Annotated in this window: 16 protein-coding genes; 8 read left to right on the forward strand and 8 right to left on the reverse strand. The window is 65.9% G+C overall.

The genetic code is table 11. The annotated features are described in order from the left end of the window. Positions 1–18: 18 nt before the first annotated feature. The 3 genes from GTP90_RS36475 to GTP90_RS23185 all read right to left on the reverse strand — a co-directional run bounded on the left by GTP90_RS36475 (position 19) and on the right by GTP90_RS23185 (position 2,488). On the reverse strand, positions 19–405 hold the full coding sequence (locus GTP90_RS36475) for a hypothetical protein (protein ID WP_175048192.1): 387 nt from the start codon (positions 403–405) through the stop codon (positions 19–21). Then, complete coding sequence (locus GTP90_RS23180) at positions 402–731, reverse strand: type II toxin-antitoxin system RelE/ParE family toxin (protein WP_161085760.1); 330 nt, start codon at positions 729–731, stop codon at positions 402–404. The genes GTP90_RS36475 and GTP90_RS23180 overlap by 4 nt, the downstream gene beginning before the upstream one ends. Before the next feature lie 125 nt (positions 732–856). Beyond that, positions 857–2,488, reverse strand: coding sequence for a M28 family peptidase (locus tag GTP90_RS23185; RefSeq protein ID WP_161085761.1), 1,632 nt, complete (start codon positions 2,486–2,488; stop codon positions 857–859). A gap of 86 nt (positions 2,489–2,574) precedes the next feature. Between GTP90_RS23185 and gluQRS the strand changes: the two genes are divergently transcribed. Together gluQRS and GTP90_RS23195 are read left to right on the forward strand one after the other, a co-directional pair. Continuing rightward, entirely contained in the window at positions 2,575–3,486 is a 912-nt protein-coding gene (gene gluQRS, locus GTP90_RS23190) for a tRNA glutamyl-Q(34) synthetase GluQRS (protein ID WP_161085762.1), read from the forward strand. A 68-nt stretch (positions 3,487–3,554) separates the two neighbouring features. Further along, entirely contained in the window at positions 3,555–5,051 is a 1,497-nt protein-coding gene (locus GTP90_RS23195) for a CYTH and CHAD domain-containing protein (protein WP_161085763.1), read from the forward strand. Positions 5,052–5,060: 9 nt separating this feature from the next. Here the strand turns inward: GTP90_RS23195 and GTP90_RS23200 are convergent, their stop codons facing one another. The 3 genes from GTP90_RS23200 to GTP90_RS23210 all read right to left on the reverse strand — a co-directional run bounded on the left by GTP90_RS23200 (position 5,061) and on the right by GTP90_RS23210 (position 7,145). Next, the gene (locus GTP90_RS23200) at positions 5,061–5,450 is read right to left on the reverse strand and encodes a hypothetical protein (RefSeq protein ID WP_254452008.1); all 390 of its coding nucleotides are present in this window, start codon (positions 5,448–5,450) and stop codon (positions 5,061–5,063) included. Between the two features lie 27 nt (positions 5,451–5,477). Then, positions 5,478–6,077 carry a LysE family translocator gene (locus GTP90_RS23205; RefSeq protein ID WP_161085764.1) on the reverse strand — a complete coding sequence of 200 codons (600 nt, stop codon included), beginning with the start codon at positions 6,075–6,077 and terminating at the stop codon, positions 5,478–5,480. A gap of 105 nt (positions 6,078–6,182) precedes the next feature. After that, positions 6,183–7,145 (reverse strand): LysR family transcriptional regulator, encoded by a 963-nt coding sequence (locus GTP90_RS23210; RefSeq protein WP_161085765.1) that lies wholly within the window; start codon positions 7,143–7,145, stop codon positions 6,183–6,185. A 99-nt stretch (positions 7,146–7,244) separates the two neighbouring features. Between GTP90_RS23210 and GTP90_RS23215 the strand changes: the two genes are divergently transcribed. The 5 genes from GTP90_RS23215 to GTP90_RS23235 are packed head-to-tail and all read left to right on the forward strand — an operon-like array spanning position 7,245 to position 12,392. Further along, positions 7,245–7,946, forward strand: a complete 702-nt coding sequence (locus GTP90_RS23215) for an HAD family hydrolase (RefSeq protein ID WP_161085766.1) — start codon at positions 7,245–7,247, stop codon at positions 7,944–7,946. 55 nt (positions 7,947–8,001) lie between these two features. Then, a complete protein-coding gene (locus tag GTP90_RS23220) occupies positions 8,002–9,288 on the forward strand; it encodes an NAD(P)/FAD-dependent oxidoreductase (protein ID WP_161085767.1) in 1,287 nt (428 codons plus the stop codon). Between the two features lie 25 nt (positions 9,289–9,313). Beyond that, positions 9,314–10,864 (forward strand): hypothetical protein, encoded by a 1,551-nt coding sequence (locus GTP90_RS23225; RefSeq protein ID WP_254452009.1) that lies wholly within the window; start codon positions 9,314–9,316, stop codon positions 10,862–10,864. Next, complete coding sequence (locus GTP90_RS23230) at positions 10,861–11,400, forward strand: DinB family protein (RefSeq protein ID WP_254452010.1); 540 nt, start codon at positions 10,861–10,863, stop codon at positions 11,398–11,400. The genes GTP90_RS23225 and GTP90_RS23230 overlap by 4 nt, the downstream gene beginning before the upstream one ends. Further along, on the forward strand, positions 11,397–12,392 hold the full coding sequence (locus GTP90_RS23235) for a 2-hydroxyacid dehydrogenase (RefSeq protein ID WP_161085768.1): 996 nt from the start codon (positions 11,397–11,399) through the stop codon (positions 12,390–12,392). The genes GTP90_RS23230 and GTP90_RS23235 overlap by 4 nt, the downstream gene beginning before the upstream one ends. Here GTP90_RS23235 and GTP90_RS23240 read toward each other — a convergent pair. Continuing rightward, the gene (locus tag GTP90_RS23240) at positions 12,382–14,340 is read right to left on the reverse strand and encodes an ATP-binding protein (protein WP_161085769.1); all 1,959 of its coding nucleotides are present in this window, start codon (positions 14,338–14,340) and stop codon (positions 12,382–12,384) included. The two genes, GTP90_RS23235 and GTP90_RS23240, sit on opposite strands and share 11 nt — an antisense overlap. Continuing rightward, complete coding sequence (locus GTP90_RS23245) at positions 14,337–14,900, reverse strand: TOL_0243 family YfiR-like periplasmic protein (protein WP_254452011.1); 564 nt, start codon at positions 14,898–14,900, stop codon at positions 14,337–14,339. The genes GTP90_RS23240 and GTP90_RS23245 overlap by 4 nt, the downstream gene beginning before the upstream one ends. Before the next feature lie 216 nt (positions 14,901–15,116). Here GTP90_RS23245 and GTP90_RS23250 point away from each other — a divergent pair. Next, positions 15,117–15,847, forward strand: a 731-nt coding sequence (locus GTP90_RS23250; RefSeq protein WP_254452012.1) for a TonB-dependent receptor plug domain-containing protein, incomplete at its 3' end; no start/stop codon positions are given.

Raw genomic sequence — 15,847 nt, forward strand, 5'->3', positions numbered from 1 at the left:
GTTAACCCAACTTGAAAATCACCGCTTGGGAAACGCGGCCTTCAGCACGAACAGCATCGCATCTTTCTCAGATGAAAACTGTATAAATCGTTCCTGCAGGCCACGGGCCTGATGATAAACATTGAAACCATTTTCCGCAGGTACACAATACCAGCCATCAGCCATACCGGGTGTCCAGCGCAGCTGATCCGAGCTGGAACAAAACTTCCGCAGCCGGCTCGACAGATCCGGCACCCGCGACCAAACCGCACTGAATGCTTCTTCCAGCTGTGGCAACAGCAGGGTCAGATCCCGTTCATCACCATCAGCAAGCACATCGCAAAGCGCATACGCCGCAAATTCTGGATCATCACGGAACAATTCCGCCATCGCCTCGTCATGCGGTCTGTCTGCCCTGTCTCTCATTTTCGAGTCCTCCGTCGCCAATCATTCCAATTGTCACAGGCACGCGCGATATCATTCGCCTGCGTGGCCTTACTCCCTCCGACCAGAAGCAAGATGATGTCGCTGCCAGCCAGCGCATAGTAAACGCGATAGCCCGCACCTACGTTTACGCGAAGTTCCCAGACGCCATCACGGCAATATCGGTGGTCACCAAAATTACCATCTGCGGCACGGTTCAAACGCTGCATGATGCCGCTCTTCGCCTTCCAATCACGTAATTTGCCTAACCATTCGCCAAACGAATCGTGGCCAGTCGGTGAAATATAGTGTTGGAGTTGATAGCTCATTTTTGTTGATACACCAAACCAGGTCAATGCTTAAATCTAACGGACATGGCGGACGCCCCCTGTGGGCTGTATCAACAAAAAAGCAGCCCGAAGGCTGCTTGGTGTGTGGCTGATGCCGTAGTGGATTACTTGGCGTTGCGCGGCTTGGCGAAGGCGTCGCCGGCTTTCCATTCCGGCAGCTTGGCGCCGTTGGCGATCAGGCGGCCCAGGTTCAGCGTGTATTGCGCGGTCTGCACCATGCCCGACAGATCCCAGCTCGCATCGTACTCATCGGTCACTTGATGGTAGCGCTTGTCGTAAGCTGCGGCCTTGGCTTTCGAACCAACCGGATCCTTCACATACTCGCGGCCCGATTCGATCGAGAACGCCGGCACGCCGTTCTTGGCGAAGTTGAAGTGGTCGCTGCGGAAGTAGCCGCCCGCCAGATCAGGCTCCGCTTCGGCGATGTGCATGCCCATGGCCTTGGCCGCCGTCTCGGCCATCTTGCCCAGCTCGGTGCGCTCGCTGCCCTGCGTGCCGATGTCGCGCGTGGCGCCGACGAAGTTCAAGCTATCCAGGTTCAGGTTGGCGGCGGTCTTCGCCAGCGGCCACAGCGGCGCGGCCGCATATGCCGCGCTGCCCAGCAAGCCTTGCTCTTCCGCAGCCACCCACAGGAACATCTGGCTGCGCTTGGCCGGTGCGCGCACCGCTTCCTGCGCCATCGCCAGCAAGGCCGCCGAGCCGGAGGCATTGTCGACCGCACCGTTGAAGATGGTATCGCCAGTATCGCCCTGCTTGCCCAAGTGATCCCAGTGCGCGCTGTAGATCACCACTTCATCCTTCAGCTTCGGATCCGTACCCGGCACCACCGCAGCCACGTTGAACTGCTCGACCTTGCGCACGGCGGCCTTCATCTCGCCGCTCAGCTTGGCGGCCAGCGGCACAGGCTTGAAATCCTTGTTTTCAGCGGCGGTGCGCAGCGCGTCGATATCCTGGCCGGCCGCCTTGAACAGCGCGCGCGCCGTGTCGTCGGTCATCCAGCCCTGCAGCTGCGTGCCCAGCGTGCCAGACGCCAACTGGAAGCGCTCCACGCCCGACCAGCTGTTCTGGATCACGCTCCAGCCATACGACGCGGTCGGCGTGGTGTGAATCAGCAGCACGCCGGCGGCGCCCTGGCGCTTGGCTTCCTCGAACTTGTAGGTCCAACGGCCGTAGTAGGTCAGGCCCTTGCCGTTGAAGCGGTTCGGCTGCGCCGCGGTCGGCTGCGGATCATTAACCATCATCACCAGGATCTTGCCCTTGAGGTCCATGCCCTTGTAATCGTTCCACTGCTCATCCGGCGCGGTGATACCGTAGCCGACGAACACCAGGTCCGCATTGAAGCTGTGCGACGCGGTCGCATCGCCCGGCGCGAACACCCAGTCCTTGCCAAAGCTGATCGGCAGCGCCTGGCCACCCGCTTCCAGTTTCAGCGTGCTCTCGGCCGGCTGCGTCTTGACGCCGGCGATCTGCACCGCCTGGCGATAGCTGTCGCCGTTGCCCGGCTTCAGGCCCAGCGCCAGCGCCTGCGTTTCCAGATAAGCAACGGTCAGGTCGGCGCCGCGCTGGCCGGTGCCACGGCCTTCCAGCACATCGCTGGCGAGGAAAGCGAGGTGGGCGCGCAGCGGAGCTTCCTTCACGACGGCGGCGTTCTTGGCGCTATCGGCGTGGGCAGGGAATGCCAGCGCCAGGCTGATGACCAAGGCGGAGGCAACAAAGGAGGGGGTCATTTTTTGCATGATTTCCTGGAGACGTAAGAGGTGGTCGCGGTCCATCAAATTTGCCGCGCGTACATTGTATGCGATAGCCACGCTAAAATGGCGGCATGACTGACCGCACTCCCTACATCGGCCGCTTCGCCCCCTCCCCCACCGGCCCCCTGCATATCGGCTCGCTGGTGGCCGCCATCGCCAGCTATCTCGACGCCAAAGTCCACCACGGCCAGTGGCTGGTGCGCATCGAGGACGTCGACGGCGACCGCAACGTGGCCGGCGCGGACCAGCACATCCTGGCCTCGCTGCGCCGCTGCGGCATGCACTGGGACGGCGACGTCACCTGGCAAAGCCAGCGCACCGACCTGTATCAGCAAGCCTTGCAGCAGTTGGGCGAGCTGGTCTATCCCTGCGGCTGCTCGCGCAAGGAAATCGCCGATTCGCAACTGAGCCTGACCGGCCGCCAGGCACAAGCGCTGATATATCCCGGCACCTGCCGCCACGGCCTCGCGCCCGGCAAGAGCGCCCGCGCGCTGCGCCTGAAAGTGCCGCAGTCGCCGCACTGCGTGCTGCAATTCGACGACCGCTGGGCCGGCCCCGTCAGCCAGGACCTGACCGACGACGTGGGCGACTTCGTCATCAAGCGCGCCGACGGCTTCTGGGCCTACCAGCTGGCCGTGGTGGTGGACGACGGCGCCCAGGGCGTCACCGACATCGTGCGCGGCGCCGACCTGCTCGACTCCACGCCGCGCCAGCTCTACCTGCAACAGGTGCTGGGCCTGCCGCGCCCAAGCTATCTGCACGTGCCGGTGGTGGTCAACGAGCTGGGCGAGAAACTGTCAAAGCAGACCGGCGCCCAGGCCTTCGACAACGGCGCCGCGCCGCAACAGCTGTTGCAGGACGCTATGCTGCCCGCCGCCCGCTTCCTCGGCATGGAGCTGCAAGCCGACAGCATCGACGCCTTCTGGCGTGACGCCGTGCCCGCCTGGGCGGAAGTTCTGCGGAATCTGCCGAAACCGACGTAGAAGCGATATCGATCAACACCGGCACAGGCGCGCGCCGCGCGATCCGGCTTTTCATCTACACTAGACCCATGGAAGTCGAACTCAAACTCTTGCTCTCGCCGGCCGACAACGACAAGCTGCTGCGGCACCCGCTGATCGCCGCGCACGCGCGCACCCCGGTCCGCTCGCAGCAACTGTCGGCCCGCTACTTCGACACGCCGGACCTGCACCTGCTGCGCCACGGCGCCGGCCTGCGCGTGCGCAAGGTCGACGGCGTCTGGATACAAACGATGAAGGCCGGCGGCAGCGTGCAAAGCGGCCTGCACCAGCGCAACGAATGGGAAGGCCCGGTGGACCGTCCCTGGCCGCGCCTGGGCAAGTTGCGCAAGCTGATCGGCGACGATCCGCAATGGCTGCAAGTGCTGGCTGCCGACAACCTGAAGGCCCGGCTGGAGCCGCTGTTCGTGGTGGCGGTGCAGCGCCACACCTGGGACCTGGAAGTGGACGGCAACCAGATCGAGCTGGTGCTCGACCACGGCCACATCGAGCGCCACGGCCGGCAGGTACCGGTCAACGAAATCGAACTGGAACTGAAGGACGGCGACCCGGCCAGCCTGTTCGCCTTCGCGCTGCAACTGCAGGAGCACATTCCCCAGCGCCTCAGCAACACCAACAAGGCCGAGCGCGGCTACATGCTGTGCCGCCAGACCGGCACCGTGCCCGTGCGCGCGACCGCCGTCCAGCTGGCGCCGGACGCCACCGCCGCCGAAGCGCGGCTGGCCATCCTCAACAACTGCCTGCAACACATCCAGCGCAACGAAAACGCCGTCATCGAAGGCGACGACGCCGAAACCCTGCACCAGATGCGCGTGGGCGTACGCCGCCTGCGTTCGGCGCTCAAGCTGTTCGAACCGCTCGCGCCCTGCCCGCCCGAGATCCTGGCAGACATCCGCTGGCTCGGCTCGGAACTGGGCGCGGCGCGCGACTGGGATGTGCTGCTGGCCTCCACGCTGGCGCACATCCAGGCCCACCCCGGCAGCCGCAACGGCGTCATGGATTTGCAAGCGCTGGCGCTCAAATCGGCGCAAGACAAGCGCCACGCGGCGGCGCAGGCGCTGCTCTCGCAACGCTACACGCGATTGCTGCTGGCGATGGGATTGTGGATGCAGCAACCGGTCGACGGTGCCGACGAACCGGCCACCGATTTCGCCAAGCGCATCATGCAGCGCCTGCACAAGAAGCTGCTCAAACGCTCGCGCCGCATGAACGAAGGCGAGCCGGACACGATCCACCGCACGCGCATCGCCGCCAAGCGGGCCAGGTACGCGCTGGAGTTCTTCCAATCGCTCTACCACGGCAAGGGTCCGCGCGGCTATCTGAAGACCCTATCCGCCGTGCAGGAAGAACTGGGCCGGCACAACGACCTGGTTGTCGCCGACCGGCTGCTGCGGGAACTGGCCCAGGACAACGACACGGCGGCGCCCACCATCCAGTTCGCGCGCGGCTACCTGCAGGCGCTGCAGGCCACACAACCGCCGGACCAGGACGCGATCCGCGCCGAGCTGCACGCCTTGCGGCTGCCGTAAGCGCCCGGCCTAGCGCACCGGGCGGTGCTTGGACTCGACCGTCCAGGTCAGCACGGCGGGACAGGCCGCATGCTGTATCGCCGCCAGCGCCGCATCGGCGTCGGCATCGGCCTGCTCATACTGCTTGGTGCCGGCGATCTTGAAATGCAACTGCGGCATGGCGGAGCTGGCCGTCTTCGACAGGGTCGGCAGGAAACCGCGTTCGGCCAGCACCTTGCGGCACGGCTCGATGTCGTTCAACTGCTCCGACTCCAGCTCGATCTTCAGCAGCCAGTTGACGGCATAGCCGCGCGCGGCCTCCTCCGGCACCGGGCGCATCAGGTCCGACGGCACGGTGGTGGCGGCGAAGGCCATCAACGGAGCGCACAACAACAGCGTGGAGACAATGTGACGCGACATCGGCATTCCTTGAAAGACGTTAAAGCGTCATGTTAGCAGGATAGGATAAAGGCTGCCGACCAACAGCAACGCCATCACCAGGTTGAAGATACGCACCGAGCGCGCATCCTGCAGCACGCGCCGCATGGCCACGCCGAACAGCGCCCACGAGCCGACGCAGAAGATGCCGATCAGGCCGAACACGCTCGCCAGAACCGCCACATCCAGCGCCTTGAAGCCCGGCGGCAGATAAGTGGTCAATGCGCCGACCGCCATCACCCAGCACTTGGGATTAATCCACTGGAAGGCCGCCGCGCCGAAAAAACTCATCGGCTTGGACAGGCCGGCCTGCTCGGCGCTCATGGGCGCCGCATGCGCCAGCTTCCACGCCAGCCACAGCAGGTACAACGCACCGGCGTACTTCAGGATCACCTGCAGCATCGGCACCTGGTCGAACACGGCGTGCAGGCCCACACCGGTGGCGAAGATCATGAATGCAAAACCGCAGCAGATGCCGAACAGATGCGGCAGCGAGCGCGTAAAGCCGTAGTTCAGGCCCGAGGCCAGCATCATGGCGTTGTTCGGTCCCGGCGTGATCGTGGTGATGGTGGCGAAGGTACACAAAGGGAGCAGCAAATCGAGCGACATGGGCTTATCCGGTAGCAGAAAGGAAGACTCATGGTATTGGAGCCACTCCCAAGTGTACCGGTACACTTCAGCAAACAGTACACGCAAGTGTGTTGGTCATTCCACCTATACGACCCGCCCCCGCTTGCCCTGGCGGCCCAGCAGCTTGTAGAAGCTTTCCAGCTCGCGCCGCACCAGGTCCTGGCCGTTCTCGATCACGAAATCCTGGAACGCCGCCGCCACCTTGGGAATCGGCTGGCCGCTCAGGTGCATGATGTGCCAGTCCGCCTCCACCGGGCTCCCGTGCATCGGCAGCACCGCCAGCAGGCCGGCCTCGAACTCCAGGCCGCACGCATGCACCGACAGGAAGCCCAGCCCCAGCCCCGCCGACACCATGCGCTTGATCGCCTCGTTGCTCGACACCTCGGAACCGAATTCCAGCGGATGTCCCGCCTCGCGCAGCAGCTTCTCCACCGCCGTGCGCGTGCCCGAGCCGCGCTCGCGCACCAGCAGGTTGGCGGCCATCACGTCGTTGAGCGTGATCTTTTTCTTCTTCATCAGCGGATGCGCGGGGCTGGCCACGAACGCCATCGGATGGCGCGCGAACTTGGCGGCATTGGTGCGCAGCTCGCGCGGCGGCGTGCCCATGATGGCCAGCTCGATCTCGTGCCGCGCCAGCATCTGCACGATCTCCGCCCGGTTCCCCACCTGCAGCTTGAGGCGCACGTCGGGCCGCTTCATCGTGAACGGCACCAGCAACGGCGGCAGCAAGTGCTCCGCCGTCGTCACCGCGCCGATGCGCAGCGTGCCGCTGGTGACGCCCTGCAGCGCCGCCAGCTCGTCGCTGGCCTGCTCCCACAGGCGCAGGATGCGCTCGGAGAACTCCACCATCACCTCGCCCGCGGCGGTCAGCTGGATATTGCGGCCCACCTTGCGCGTCAGCGGAATGCCGGCGATCTCCTCCAGTGTGCGGATTTGCAACGAAACCGCAGGCTGCGTCACGTGCAGCGCGTCCGCCGCGCGCGACACGCTTTCGTGGCGCGCCACCAGTATCAGCGCCTGTAGCTGACGGAAGCTGGCTGGATACATAAGCTATTCCTTATCAATTATCGAATATGTTTAATTTTTCTTTTGTTCATTGTACCCGTATATTCATAATCATCTGACATCGTTTTAAGCGAGACCGACATGAGCATCGACGTGATCTTCCTGGGCCTGGACGGCGTACTGTTCGACACCGAAGCGCTGCACCTTGCAGCCTGCAACGCGGCGTTCGCCAACGCCGGCCTGTCGCTACGCTGGACGCTGCCCGCGCTGCGCGCAGCAGCCGCCACCCACGGATACGCCCGCGCCATCGGTTCCGCCATCGCCTGCGAGCCGCTCTCGCGCGACAAGGCCCGCGTGGCCGAACTGTTCGCCGACAAGCACCGCCAGTTCCACCAGGCGATCAGCGCGCGGCCGCCCAAGGCCCTGCCGGCCGCGCTGGCCCTGATCGACGACGCGCTCAATGACGGCTGCAAGATCTGCGTGCTGACCGACCTGCCGGCGCCCGCCACCTCGGCGCTGCTGAGCGGCTGCTTCAACGCCGACGTCAACAGCCTGTTCGCGGTGGTCACCGGCGGCGCCAATTTCGACGGCCCCGCAGGCACCGGCCCATATGCCCGCGCCCTCAACGCCATGAGCGTGTCGCCGCAGGACGCGATCGCCATCGACACCGCCGTGCCGGGCCTGCGCGCCGCCGAGGAGGCTGGCCTGTGGACCGTCTCCGTCGCCCCCTACGGCAACGACGTGGTGCGTCCACGCCAGTTCATCACCTACGACGCGCTGCGCGAGCTGCGTTCAAGTCCCTACACGCCCGACCAGCGCGCCAAGCACGAACTGGCCGCATAAGGCGACGCGGCCGCAGAGCCGCAGCACAGATTTTTTAACTATCTGGAGGCGCATCATGGAAACCATCGTCATCGTAGGAGGCGGTGCGGGCGGACTCGAGCTCGCAACCCGCTTGGGCGACACCCTCGGCGCCAGCAAGCGCGCCCGCATCCTGCTGGTAGACCGCTATCCCGGCCACTTCTGGAAGCCCCTGCTGCACACGGTCGCTTCCGGCAAATGCGATCCCCGCGTGGAGGAGCTGTCCTTCCCCGCCCAGGCGGTCGAGCATGATTTCGAATTCGTGCAGGGCGAAGTGCTGTGCATGGACCGCGCCCACCAAACCGTCACGCTGGCGCCGAGGGGCGGCTTCAACGCGGGCAACGGCAGCGACGGCGTATGCCGCACCATCACCTACGACAAGCTGGTACTGGCACTGGGCGCCATCACCAATTTCTACAACGTGCCCGGCGCCGCCGAACACGCGCTCACGCTCGACAACGTGGACGACGCCGAGTCCTTCCGCCGCCGCTTCCTCGACGCCTGCATCAAGGCCGGCGAGCAGAAGACCCAGGTGAACGTGGTCATCGTCGGCGGCGGCGCCACCGGCGTCGAACTGGCGGCGGAGCTGAGCAACAGCGCCCGCGCGCTGGCCGCGTACCGCGTGCACACGCTGGACCCGGAAACCGATATCCGCATCAGCGTGATCGAGCGCGGCCAGCACCTGCTGCCGCAACTGCATCCGCAGCAGGCCAACCGCGCCGCGCGTGAACTGCGCGCGCTCGGCATCGAAGTATTGACCGGCACCGCCGTCGCCGAGGTCACGCACGACGCCGTGATCGACGCAGCCGGCAACGTCCACCGCGCCGACCTGACCTTGTGGGCGGCCGGCGTGGAAGCGCCGCAACTGTGCGCGACTTTTGGACTGTCGGTCAACAATCTGCGCCAGATTATTGTGGATGCCAGCCTGTGCTCGGCCAACGACAGCCAGGTGTACGCACTGGGAGACTGCGCCAGCTACGTCTGCCCGATCAAGGGCGTCGCGCCGCCGCGCGCGCAGGTGGCGCACCAGCAGGCCATGTTCCTGGCCGACCTGCTGGCCCGCCGCAACGGCACGCCGCGTCCGGACTTCCGCTACCACGACTATGGCTCGCTGGTTTCGCTGGGGCCGCAGACGGCGGTGGGCGTGCTGACCGGCGCCATCACCGGCAAGAGCATCCGCGTGGCAGGCGCCACGGCGAGCCTGCTGTATCAGCTGCTGTACCAGAAGCACCTGCTCAACCTGCACGGCACCGCGCGCGTGGCCACCCAGGCGCTGGTCGACTGGCTGCGGGCGAAAATTCAGCCGCCAGTGAAGCTGTCGTGAGGTGTAATCGCCGTATAATGCGGTGATGACAACCTTAACTTCGTTAAGCAAAAACATCCCGGCAACGCCTCCGCCAGCGACGGCGGAGGCGCCCGGCATTGCGGCCGCCAACGCGGCCGCCGCCGGCGCCACGGCCGCTCCCACGCCCGCTTCCGTGGTGCGGCTCAGCGGCGCCGGCGCGCAGGCTGTCGATGGCGTTGCGCGCGCGCCGCTGCCGCTGGTTTGGGAACGCAGCGGCAAGGACGCCGTGTCCGCCCTCATCGCCCGCAACTACAACTACCTGCCGTCTGCCAGCAGCTTCAAGAACCTGGGCGCCGCCCTGCTGGAACGCTTCAAGACCGACGACACCAATTTCTCGCAATCGCTGCAGCAAGTACCGCAGGATCTGGACACCGGCACCTACGACGCGCTGCTGTACTCCAAGCTGCCGCCGCTGCATCGTCTCGGCGACAACCAGGCCGGCCTCACCGTCACCACCAGGAGCGGCGTCAAGGTCACCCTGGCGCTGGACAGCTCTGACAACGGCATCGCCGTGCAGGTGCAAAGCAGCGGCAAGCTCAGTGACGATGAACGTAAAGCGCTGGCCGGACTCTCGGGCGCATTTCAAAAGGCAATCGACGGCCTGGCCGCCGTGCCGCCGAAAATCGACCTGGCCGGCCTGACCGGGTTCGACCCGTCGGTACTGTCCTCGGTGGACCTGCGCTCGACGCTCAAGCTGAACGAAACCGACACACAGCAACTGGACTTCCACGCCGACGCCAAGCAGCGCACGGTGCGCTTCAACGGCCCGGCCGGTGAAGCGAAGATCAGCGTGGACCTGAGCCAGCCCGCAAGCTGGGGCGGCAAGGAGCAGCAAGCCAAGGCGCTGAACAACTACCTGCACCAGTTCGACCAGGCCGCCGCGCGCGGCCACGGCGACGCCGCGCTGGCCGGCCTGTTCAAGGACGCCGTCACCCAGATGCACGGCGACTACGGCCAGCCGCCCGCCGCGCCATGGCAGCAGATCTCGCTGACCGACCAGGACCACGCCATGCTCACCGGCCTGGCCGATTTCAGCGCCTCGATCACGCAAACCGAAACATCGCCCAATCCGCTGCGTCCCGGCGAGCACGACACCTTCGATTACCAGACCTCGCAAACCACCAGCGTGCAAGGCCGCACCCAGTTGGACCGCTCGATATCGCAGCAACAGCAATCGCAGCTCAAGGCCAACTACCACCTGCCCATCAAGCCGGGCGGCATACTGGAAATGCTGAACGACCCCGCCACGCAGAACTACAACTACATCACGGTCGACGACAGCGCCAGCAGCAACGCCGCGCTGGCGTACGACGAGGGCGCATTGTCCAAGGCCACGCTGGAACAATCGGCCAGCCAGTCGACGCGCACCGTCAAATACCTGATGGACAAGGTGGTCGAAGACTACACCGTACCGTTCAGCGCCAAGCACACCCGCGACTTGCTCGAGCTGCTGGCGCCCAAGATCAAACCCGACGAGGATCAACGCCGCCGCACGCTGGACGCGGTCAACCAGATGATCTACCTGCAACCTGAGCCAGGCTTACTTCCCCAATGACTCCAGAATCCACGGTGCTGATGGCGGCCTACAACGCCTCGATGAACGAAAAAATGTACGCCACGACGGCGCAGCTGCCGCACGCCGAACTGGCCGCCGACCGCAAGGCCTTCTTCGGCTCCATCCTCGGCACCATGAACCACCTGCTGGTCGGCGACACCATCTGGCTGACCCGCTTCGCCAGGCATTCGACCCGCTACAGCGCCTTGGCGCCCATGCTGGACCTGCCGCCGCTCACCAGCATGACGCACAGCTACGGCGACGACCTGCCGTCGTTGCTGGCCCACCGCCAACGGCTGGACGCCATCATCACGCAATGGGCGCCGCAGGTCGGCGTGGACGACCTGGCGCAAGCGCTCGAATACCGCAGGTTCACAGGCGTCCTGTATCGCAAGCACTTCGGCAGCCTGGTGCAGCACTTCTTCAACCACCAGACCCACCATCGCGGCCAGGTCACCACCCTGCTGACGCAGGCCGGCGTCGACATCGGCGTCACCGATTTGCTGGCCATCGTCCCCGACATCGAAGCACCGTGAAGATCGCCGTCTACAGCGCCCAGCCCTACGACCGCCGCTTCCTCGACGAAGCGCGCCAGCGATACGCGGTCGATGCAGCCTACTTCTCCGATCCGCTGACGCTGGACACGGTGCCGCTGGCGCAAGGCTGCGCCGCCGTCTGCGTGTTCGTCAACGACCAGCTGGACGCCGCCGTGCTGCAAGCGCTGCACGCGCTGGGTGTGCGCGCCGTGCTGCTGCGCTGCGCCGGCTTCAACCAGGTCGACCTGCGCGCCGCCGCGAGCCTCGGCCTGTTCATGGCGCGCGTGCCGGCCTACGCGCCGGAAGCGGTGGCCGAACATGCGCTGGCGCTGGCGATGACGCTCAACCGCCACACGCACCGCGCCTACGCGCGCGTCCGCGAAGGCAATTTCTCGCTGGACGGGCTGCTCGGCATGACGCTGAACGGGAAAACGGTCGGCATCGTCGGCGCCGGCCAGATCGGCACGGCCGCCGCGCGCATCTTCAAGGGACTGGGCTGCACGGTGCTGGTCAGCGATCCGGCGCCGACGCCGCAGCTGGACGGCGTGGCAGTGCGCGCCAGTCTCGATGAACTGCTGGCCGCCTCGGACATCGTCTCCCTGCATTGCCCGCTGATGGAAGCCACGCGCCACATGATCAACGCCGCCAGCCTGGCGCGCATGAAGCCCGGCGCCATGCTGGTCAACACCTCGCGCGGCGCGCTGATCGACACCGCCGCCGTGATCGAGGCGCTCAAGTCGCGGCAACTGGGCGCGCTGGCGATCGACGTCTACGAGCAGGAGGCCAACCTGTTCTTCCACGACCACTCCAGCGACATCATCGCCGACGACGTGTTCCAGCGCCTGATGACCTTCCCCAACGTGCTGGTCACCGGCCACCAGGGCTTCTTCACCATCGAGGCGATGCGCGAGATCGCTGCCGTCACCTTCGACAACCTGGCCTGCCACATGAACGGCACGCCCTGCGCCAACCTGCTGCCTGCTAGCTCGTGACGGGCAGCGTCAGGACAAAGCGGGTGCCCGCACCGAGCTCGCTCTCGACATCGATCTTGCCGCGCAAGACGCCGTACACGATGTTGTAGACGATGTTCAGCCCCAGCCCCGAACCGCCCTTCCCCAGCTTGGTGGTGAAGAACGGGTCGTAGATGCGGCCCATGTTCTCCGGCGCGATGCCGGAGCCGTTGTCGCTGATGACCACCTGCACCCGCTCGGCGTCGATCATGCGGGCGGTGACGAGGATCTCGCCTTCGGAGCGGCCCTCGAAGGCGTGCGTCAGGCCGTTGTTGATCAAGTTGATGAGCACCTGCCCGAACGGCCCCGGATAACTCTTCATCTGTATCGTCGGCGGGATTTCATGGCGCACCGTGATGCCGCTCTTCTTAAACGTCGGCAGCAGCAGCAACAGGATCTCGTCGGCCAGGTCGCACAGCTGGAACTCGCGGCACTGCGACGTGGTGCGGTCCACCGCCACCTGCTTGAAGCTCGACACCAGGTCCACCGCCCGGTGCAGGTTGCGCAGCACGATCTCGCCGCCGCTGGCCACGTCGTTGACGAAGGCCTGCAGCGTCGAGCGCTTCATGCCCTCGGCGGTCAGGCGCGTGAAGGCGCGGGTCTGGTCGATCAGCGTGCTGACCGCCAGCAGGCTGTTGCCGATCGGCGTATTCAACTCGTGCGCCACGCCCGCCACCAGCGATCCCAGCGCCGCCAGCTTCTCGCTGCGCACCAGTTCATCCTGTGCGTGGCGCAGCGTCTCCAGCGATTCGGCCAGGTCCTTGTTGGCGTCCACCATCTGCGCGGTGCGCAGCTGCACCAACTCCTCCAATTTGTCGCGGTACTGGATCAGCTCCACCTCGTTCTTCTTGCGGTCCGTGATGTCGGTCGAGATGCCGCCCATCGCCCACGTCTTGCCCTGGTCGTCGCGCAGGCAGAATTTTTCCGAGATATAGGTGCGCACCACGCCCTCGGCATCCGGCACGCCCTCCTCGTAGGTGTAGGAATGCGCGGACTCCAGGGCGCGGCGGTCGCCCTCGCGTATCACCTGCACGGTGTCGTCGTCGAAGATGTCGGCGTCCTTGTGGCCGATCGGATCGGGCGAGCCTGGCGGCAGCACCTTGCGCAGCCGCTCGTTGACCATCAGGTAGCGCCCTTCAAGATCCTTGACGTAGATGACCGCCGAGGACTTGTCGGCGATATTGGTCAGCAGCGACTGGCTCACCCGCAGCGCCGCGTCGCGCGCGGCGACGGTGGCCAGCATGGTGTTGAAGGCCGCCGACAGCCGCCCCACCTCGTCATTGGAGAAGTGCGGCGCGCGCAGGTCGTAGCGCTGCTCGCGCGTGACCTGGTCCGCCACCTTCGACAGCGCCACCAAAGGCTGCGTCACCAGCCGCCGCAGGCCGATCGCCTGCAGCGCGCCGCCGATCAACAACGTCATCAACACCACCGCCAGCACCAGGCCATATTTGCTCAGGCGTTCGGCCAGCGGCTGCAAGGCATATTCCACCTGCAGCGAGCCGACCTCCTCATGCTGGAAGCGCACCGGCGCCAGCATCGACAGGAAGTCGCCGTGGAAGCTGTGGCCGGACGGCGCCATCTCCTCCGGCCAAACGCAGCGCGCCGCGCCACGCCGGGCATAGCTGGCGAACGGCTGGTGCCGCGCGTCGAACAGGCAGGCGCTGTCGATGTCCGGCGTGCCGCGCAGTGCCGACAGCGTACGGGTGGCGGCACTGCGGTCGCCGAAGTTCAGGTCGACGTCGAGGTTGAGCGACACCAGGTCCATGCGGCTGGCCAGGTCCTGCACCAGCCGCACCCGCACCACGCTGATGTCGTAGGCGATGAGCGCCGCCAGCGCCACCAGCATCGCCGCCAGCGCCGTCAACAACGCGACGATCAGCAGCTTGCGCTGCAAGGCCAGGTCGTTCCAGCGGTGCGGGATCGCGCTCACTTGGCGTCTCCGCCGACCACGCGTTCGGCCAGCGCCAGCATGCGGGGATTGAGGCCGACGCCGGAATGCTTGGCCGCCGTCAGGTTGACTTCAAAACGGATGCTGCCGTCCACCAGCATCATGTTGATCATGCCACCGTCGGCCAGGAAGGAGGCGGAGTCGCCGATGGTGAGGATGGCCTGCTCGCGCATGCGCGTCAGCCACGCGCTCTGGCGGCTGCGTTCGGGCAGCGCCAGGTAGACCGCGTGACAGGGATCGGTTTCCTCCATGCGGCTGACGATACGCAGTTCCAGCGGATGGCTGCCGGCCGCGCGCTTCTGCAACTGGCGCGCCATGTCGGCCGCGCCGGCGCCCACCATGCACACCACCAGCGGCGCGTGCGGATCGGCCAGCGCCGGCGCCGGCCAGCTGGCGTAGCGGGTGAAGTTGAGGATGTAGGCAGCCTTGACCTGCTGCTCGGGCATGGCCTGCTCGGCGCGCACGGCAACGCCGGCCAGGGCCGCCAGCTGGCAGGCCAGAACGGCCAGCATCCGGTATGCAACGGTGCCCTGTCGTTTCATCGTGCCCTCTGCCTCCAAGTAGCGCCGCCGCATGTTTCCAAGGCTGGAACGCCTCTTGATTTTATCCGAATAGCTCCTGGAGCAATCTTTTTTACAGTCGGCGGCAACGACTTGTTCTTGAAACACAACGCGCACCGACCCCGCCCGGCTTGCAGCTTGTGATCGTTCGGAAATTGGTGAATACTTTGTTAAATCGCGCGACAAAGGGGAACACTCTTGATCGAGAGTACACAGCTTCGCAGCATCCAGGCCCCGGCCGGACCGGCGCGCTGGCCCCGGGCGCGGCTGCCGTCCGCCTGCGCGGCGGCGCTGCTGTTGCTGCCCCTCGCCGCTGCCTCTGCCGCGGCCGATGGCGCCGGCGGCGACGACACATTGTTCGACCTCAGCCTTGACCAGCTACGCAACGTCAAGGTGCTCACCGCCACCAAGACCGCCACCCCGCTGCACGCCACGCCCGCCGTGGTCACGCTGGTGACGGCCGACGACATCGCCCGCTACGGCTACCAGACACTGGCCGAGGCACTGTCCCACGTGGCCGGCTTTGTCGAGAGCGACGACCGCCTCAACCACAACTTCGGCGTACGCGGCATCAACGCCGGCGCGCAGTCGGCCAGCCGCGCCATCAAGATTTTGCTGGACGGCCAGCCGATCGCCTTCCGCAGCACCCAGCAGCAGCTGACCGGGCTGGAATTCATCCCGATGAACATGGTCGAGCGCATCGAGATCGTGCGCGGGCCGGTGTCGGTGCTGTACGGCGCCGATGCGCTGCTGGGCGCGGTCAACGTCATCACCCGGCGCGACGGCACCGAGCAGCGCCTGGCGCTGGGCCACGAATGGTCCGGCGGCGGCCGCAGTGCCGACCTGCTGGCCGCCAGCGGCAGCGCGCAGTTCGGCACTGCGGTCGAGGGCGCGCCGTCGCCCTACTGGCTGGCCTGGGGCGTGCAGGC

Source organism: Duganella vulcania (assembly GCF_009857655.1).
Classification (GTDB): domain Bacteria; phylum Pseudomonadota; class Gammaproteobacteria; order Burkholderiales; family Burkholderiaceae_D; genus Rugamonas; species Rugamonas vulcania.

Excerpts from the sequence above, each read along its gene's own strand:
- GTP90_RS36475 (WP_175048192.1), bottom strand. The coding sequence starts at position 405 with ATGAGAGACAGGGCAGACAGACCGCATGACGAGGCGATGGCGGAATTG.
- GTP90_RS23180 (WP_161085760.1), bottom strand. The coding sequence starts at position 731 with ATGAGCTATCAACTCCAACACTATATTTCACCGACTGGCCACGATTCG.
- GTP90_RS23185 (WP_161085761.1), bottom strand. The coding sequence starts at position 2,488 with ATGCAAAAAATGACCCCCTCCTTTGTTGCCTCCGCCTTGGTCATCAGC.
- gluQRS (WP_161085762.1), top strand. The coding sequence starts at position 2,575 with ATGACTGACCGCACTCCCTACATCGGCCGCTTCGCCCCCTCCCCCACC.
- GTP90_RS23195 (WP_161085763.1), top strand. The coding sequence starts at position 3,555 with ATGGAAGTCGAACTCAAACTCTTGCTCTCGCCGGCCGACAACGACAAG.
- GTP90_RS23200 (WP_254452008.1), bottom strand. The coding sequence starts at position 5,450 with ATGTCGCGTCACATTGTCTCCACGCTGTTGTTGTGCGCTCCGTTGATG.
- GTP90_RS23205 (WP_161085764.1), bottom strand. The coding sequence starts at position 6,077 with ATGTCGCTCGATTTGCTGCTCCCTTTGTGTACCTTCGCCACCATCACC.
- GTP90_RS23210 (WP_161085765.1), bottom strand. The coding sequence starts at position 7,145 with ATGTATCCAGCCAGCTTCCGTCAGCTACAGGCGCTGATACTGGTGGCG.
- GTP90_RS23215 (WP_161085766.1), top strand. The coding sequence starts at position 7,245 with ATGAGCATCGACGTGATCTTCCTGGGCCTGGACGGCGTACTGTTCGAC.
- GTP90_RS23220 (WP_161085767.1), top strand. The coding sequence starts at position 8,002 with ATGGAAACCATCGTCATCGTAGGAGGCGGTGCGGGCGGACTCGAGCTC.
- GTP90_RS23225 (WP_254452009.1), top strand. The coding sequence starts at position 9,314 with ATGACAACCTTAACTTCGTTAAGCAAAAACATCCCGGCAACGCCTCCG.
- GTP90_RS23230 (WP_254452010.1), top strand. The coding sequence starts at position 10,861 with ATGACTCCAGAATCCACGGTGCTGATGGCGGCCTACAACGCCTCGATG.
- GTP90_RS23245 (WP_254452011.1), bottom strand. The coding sequence starts at position 14,900 with ATGAAACGACAGGGCACCGTTGCATACCGGATGCTGGCCGTTCTGGCC.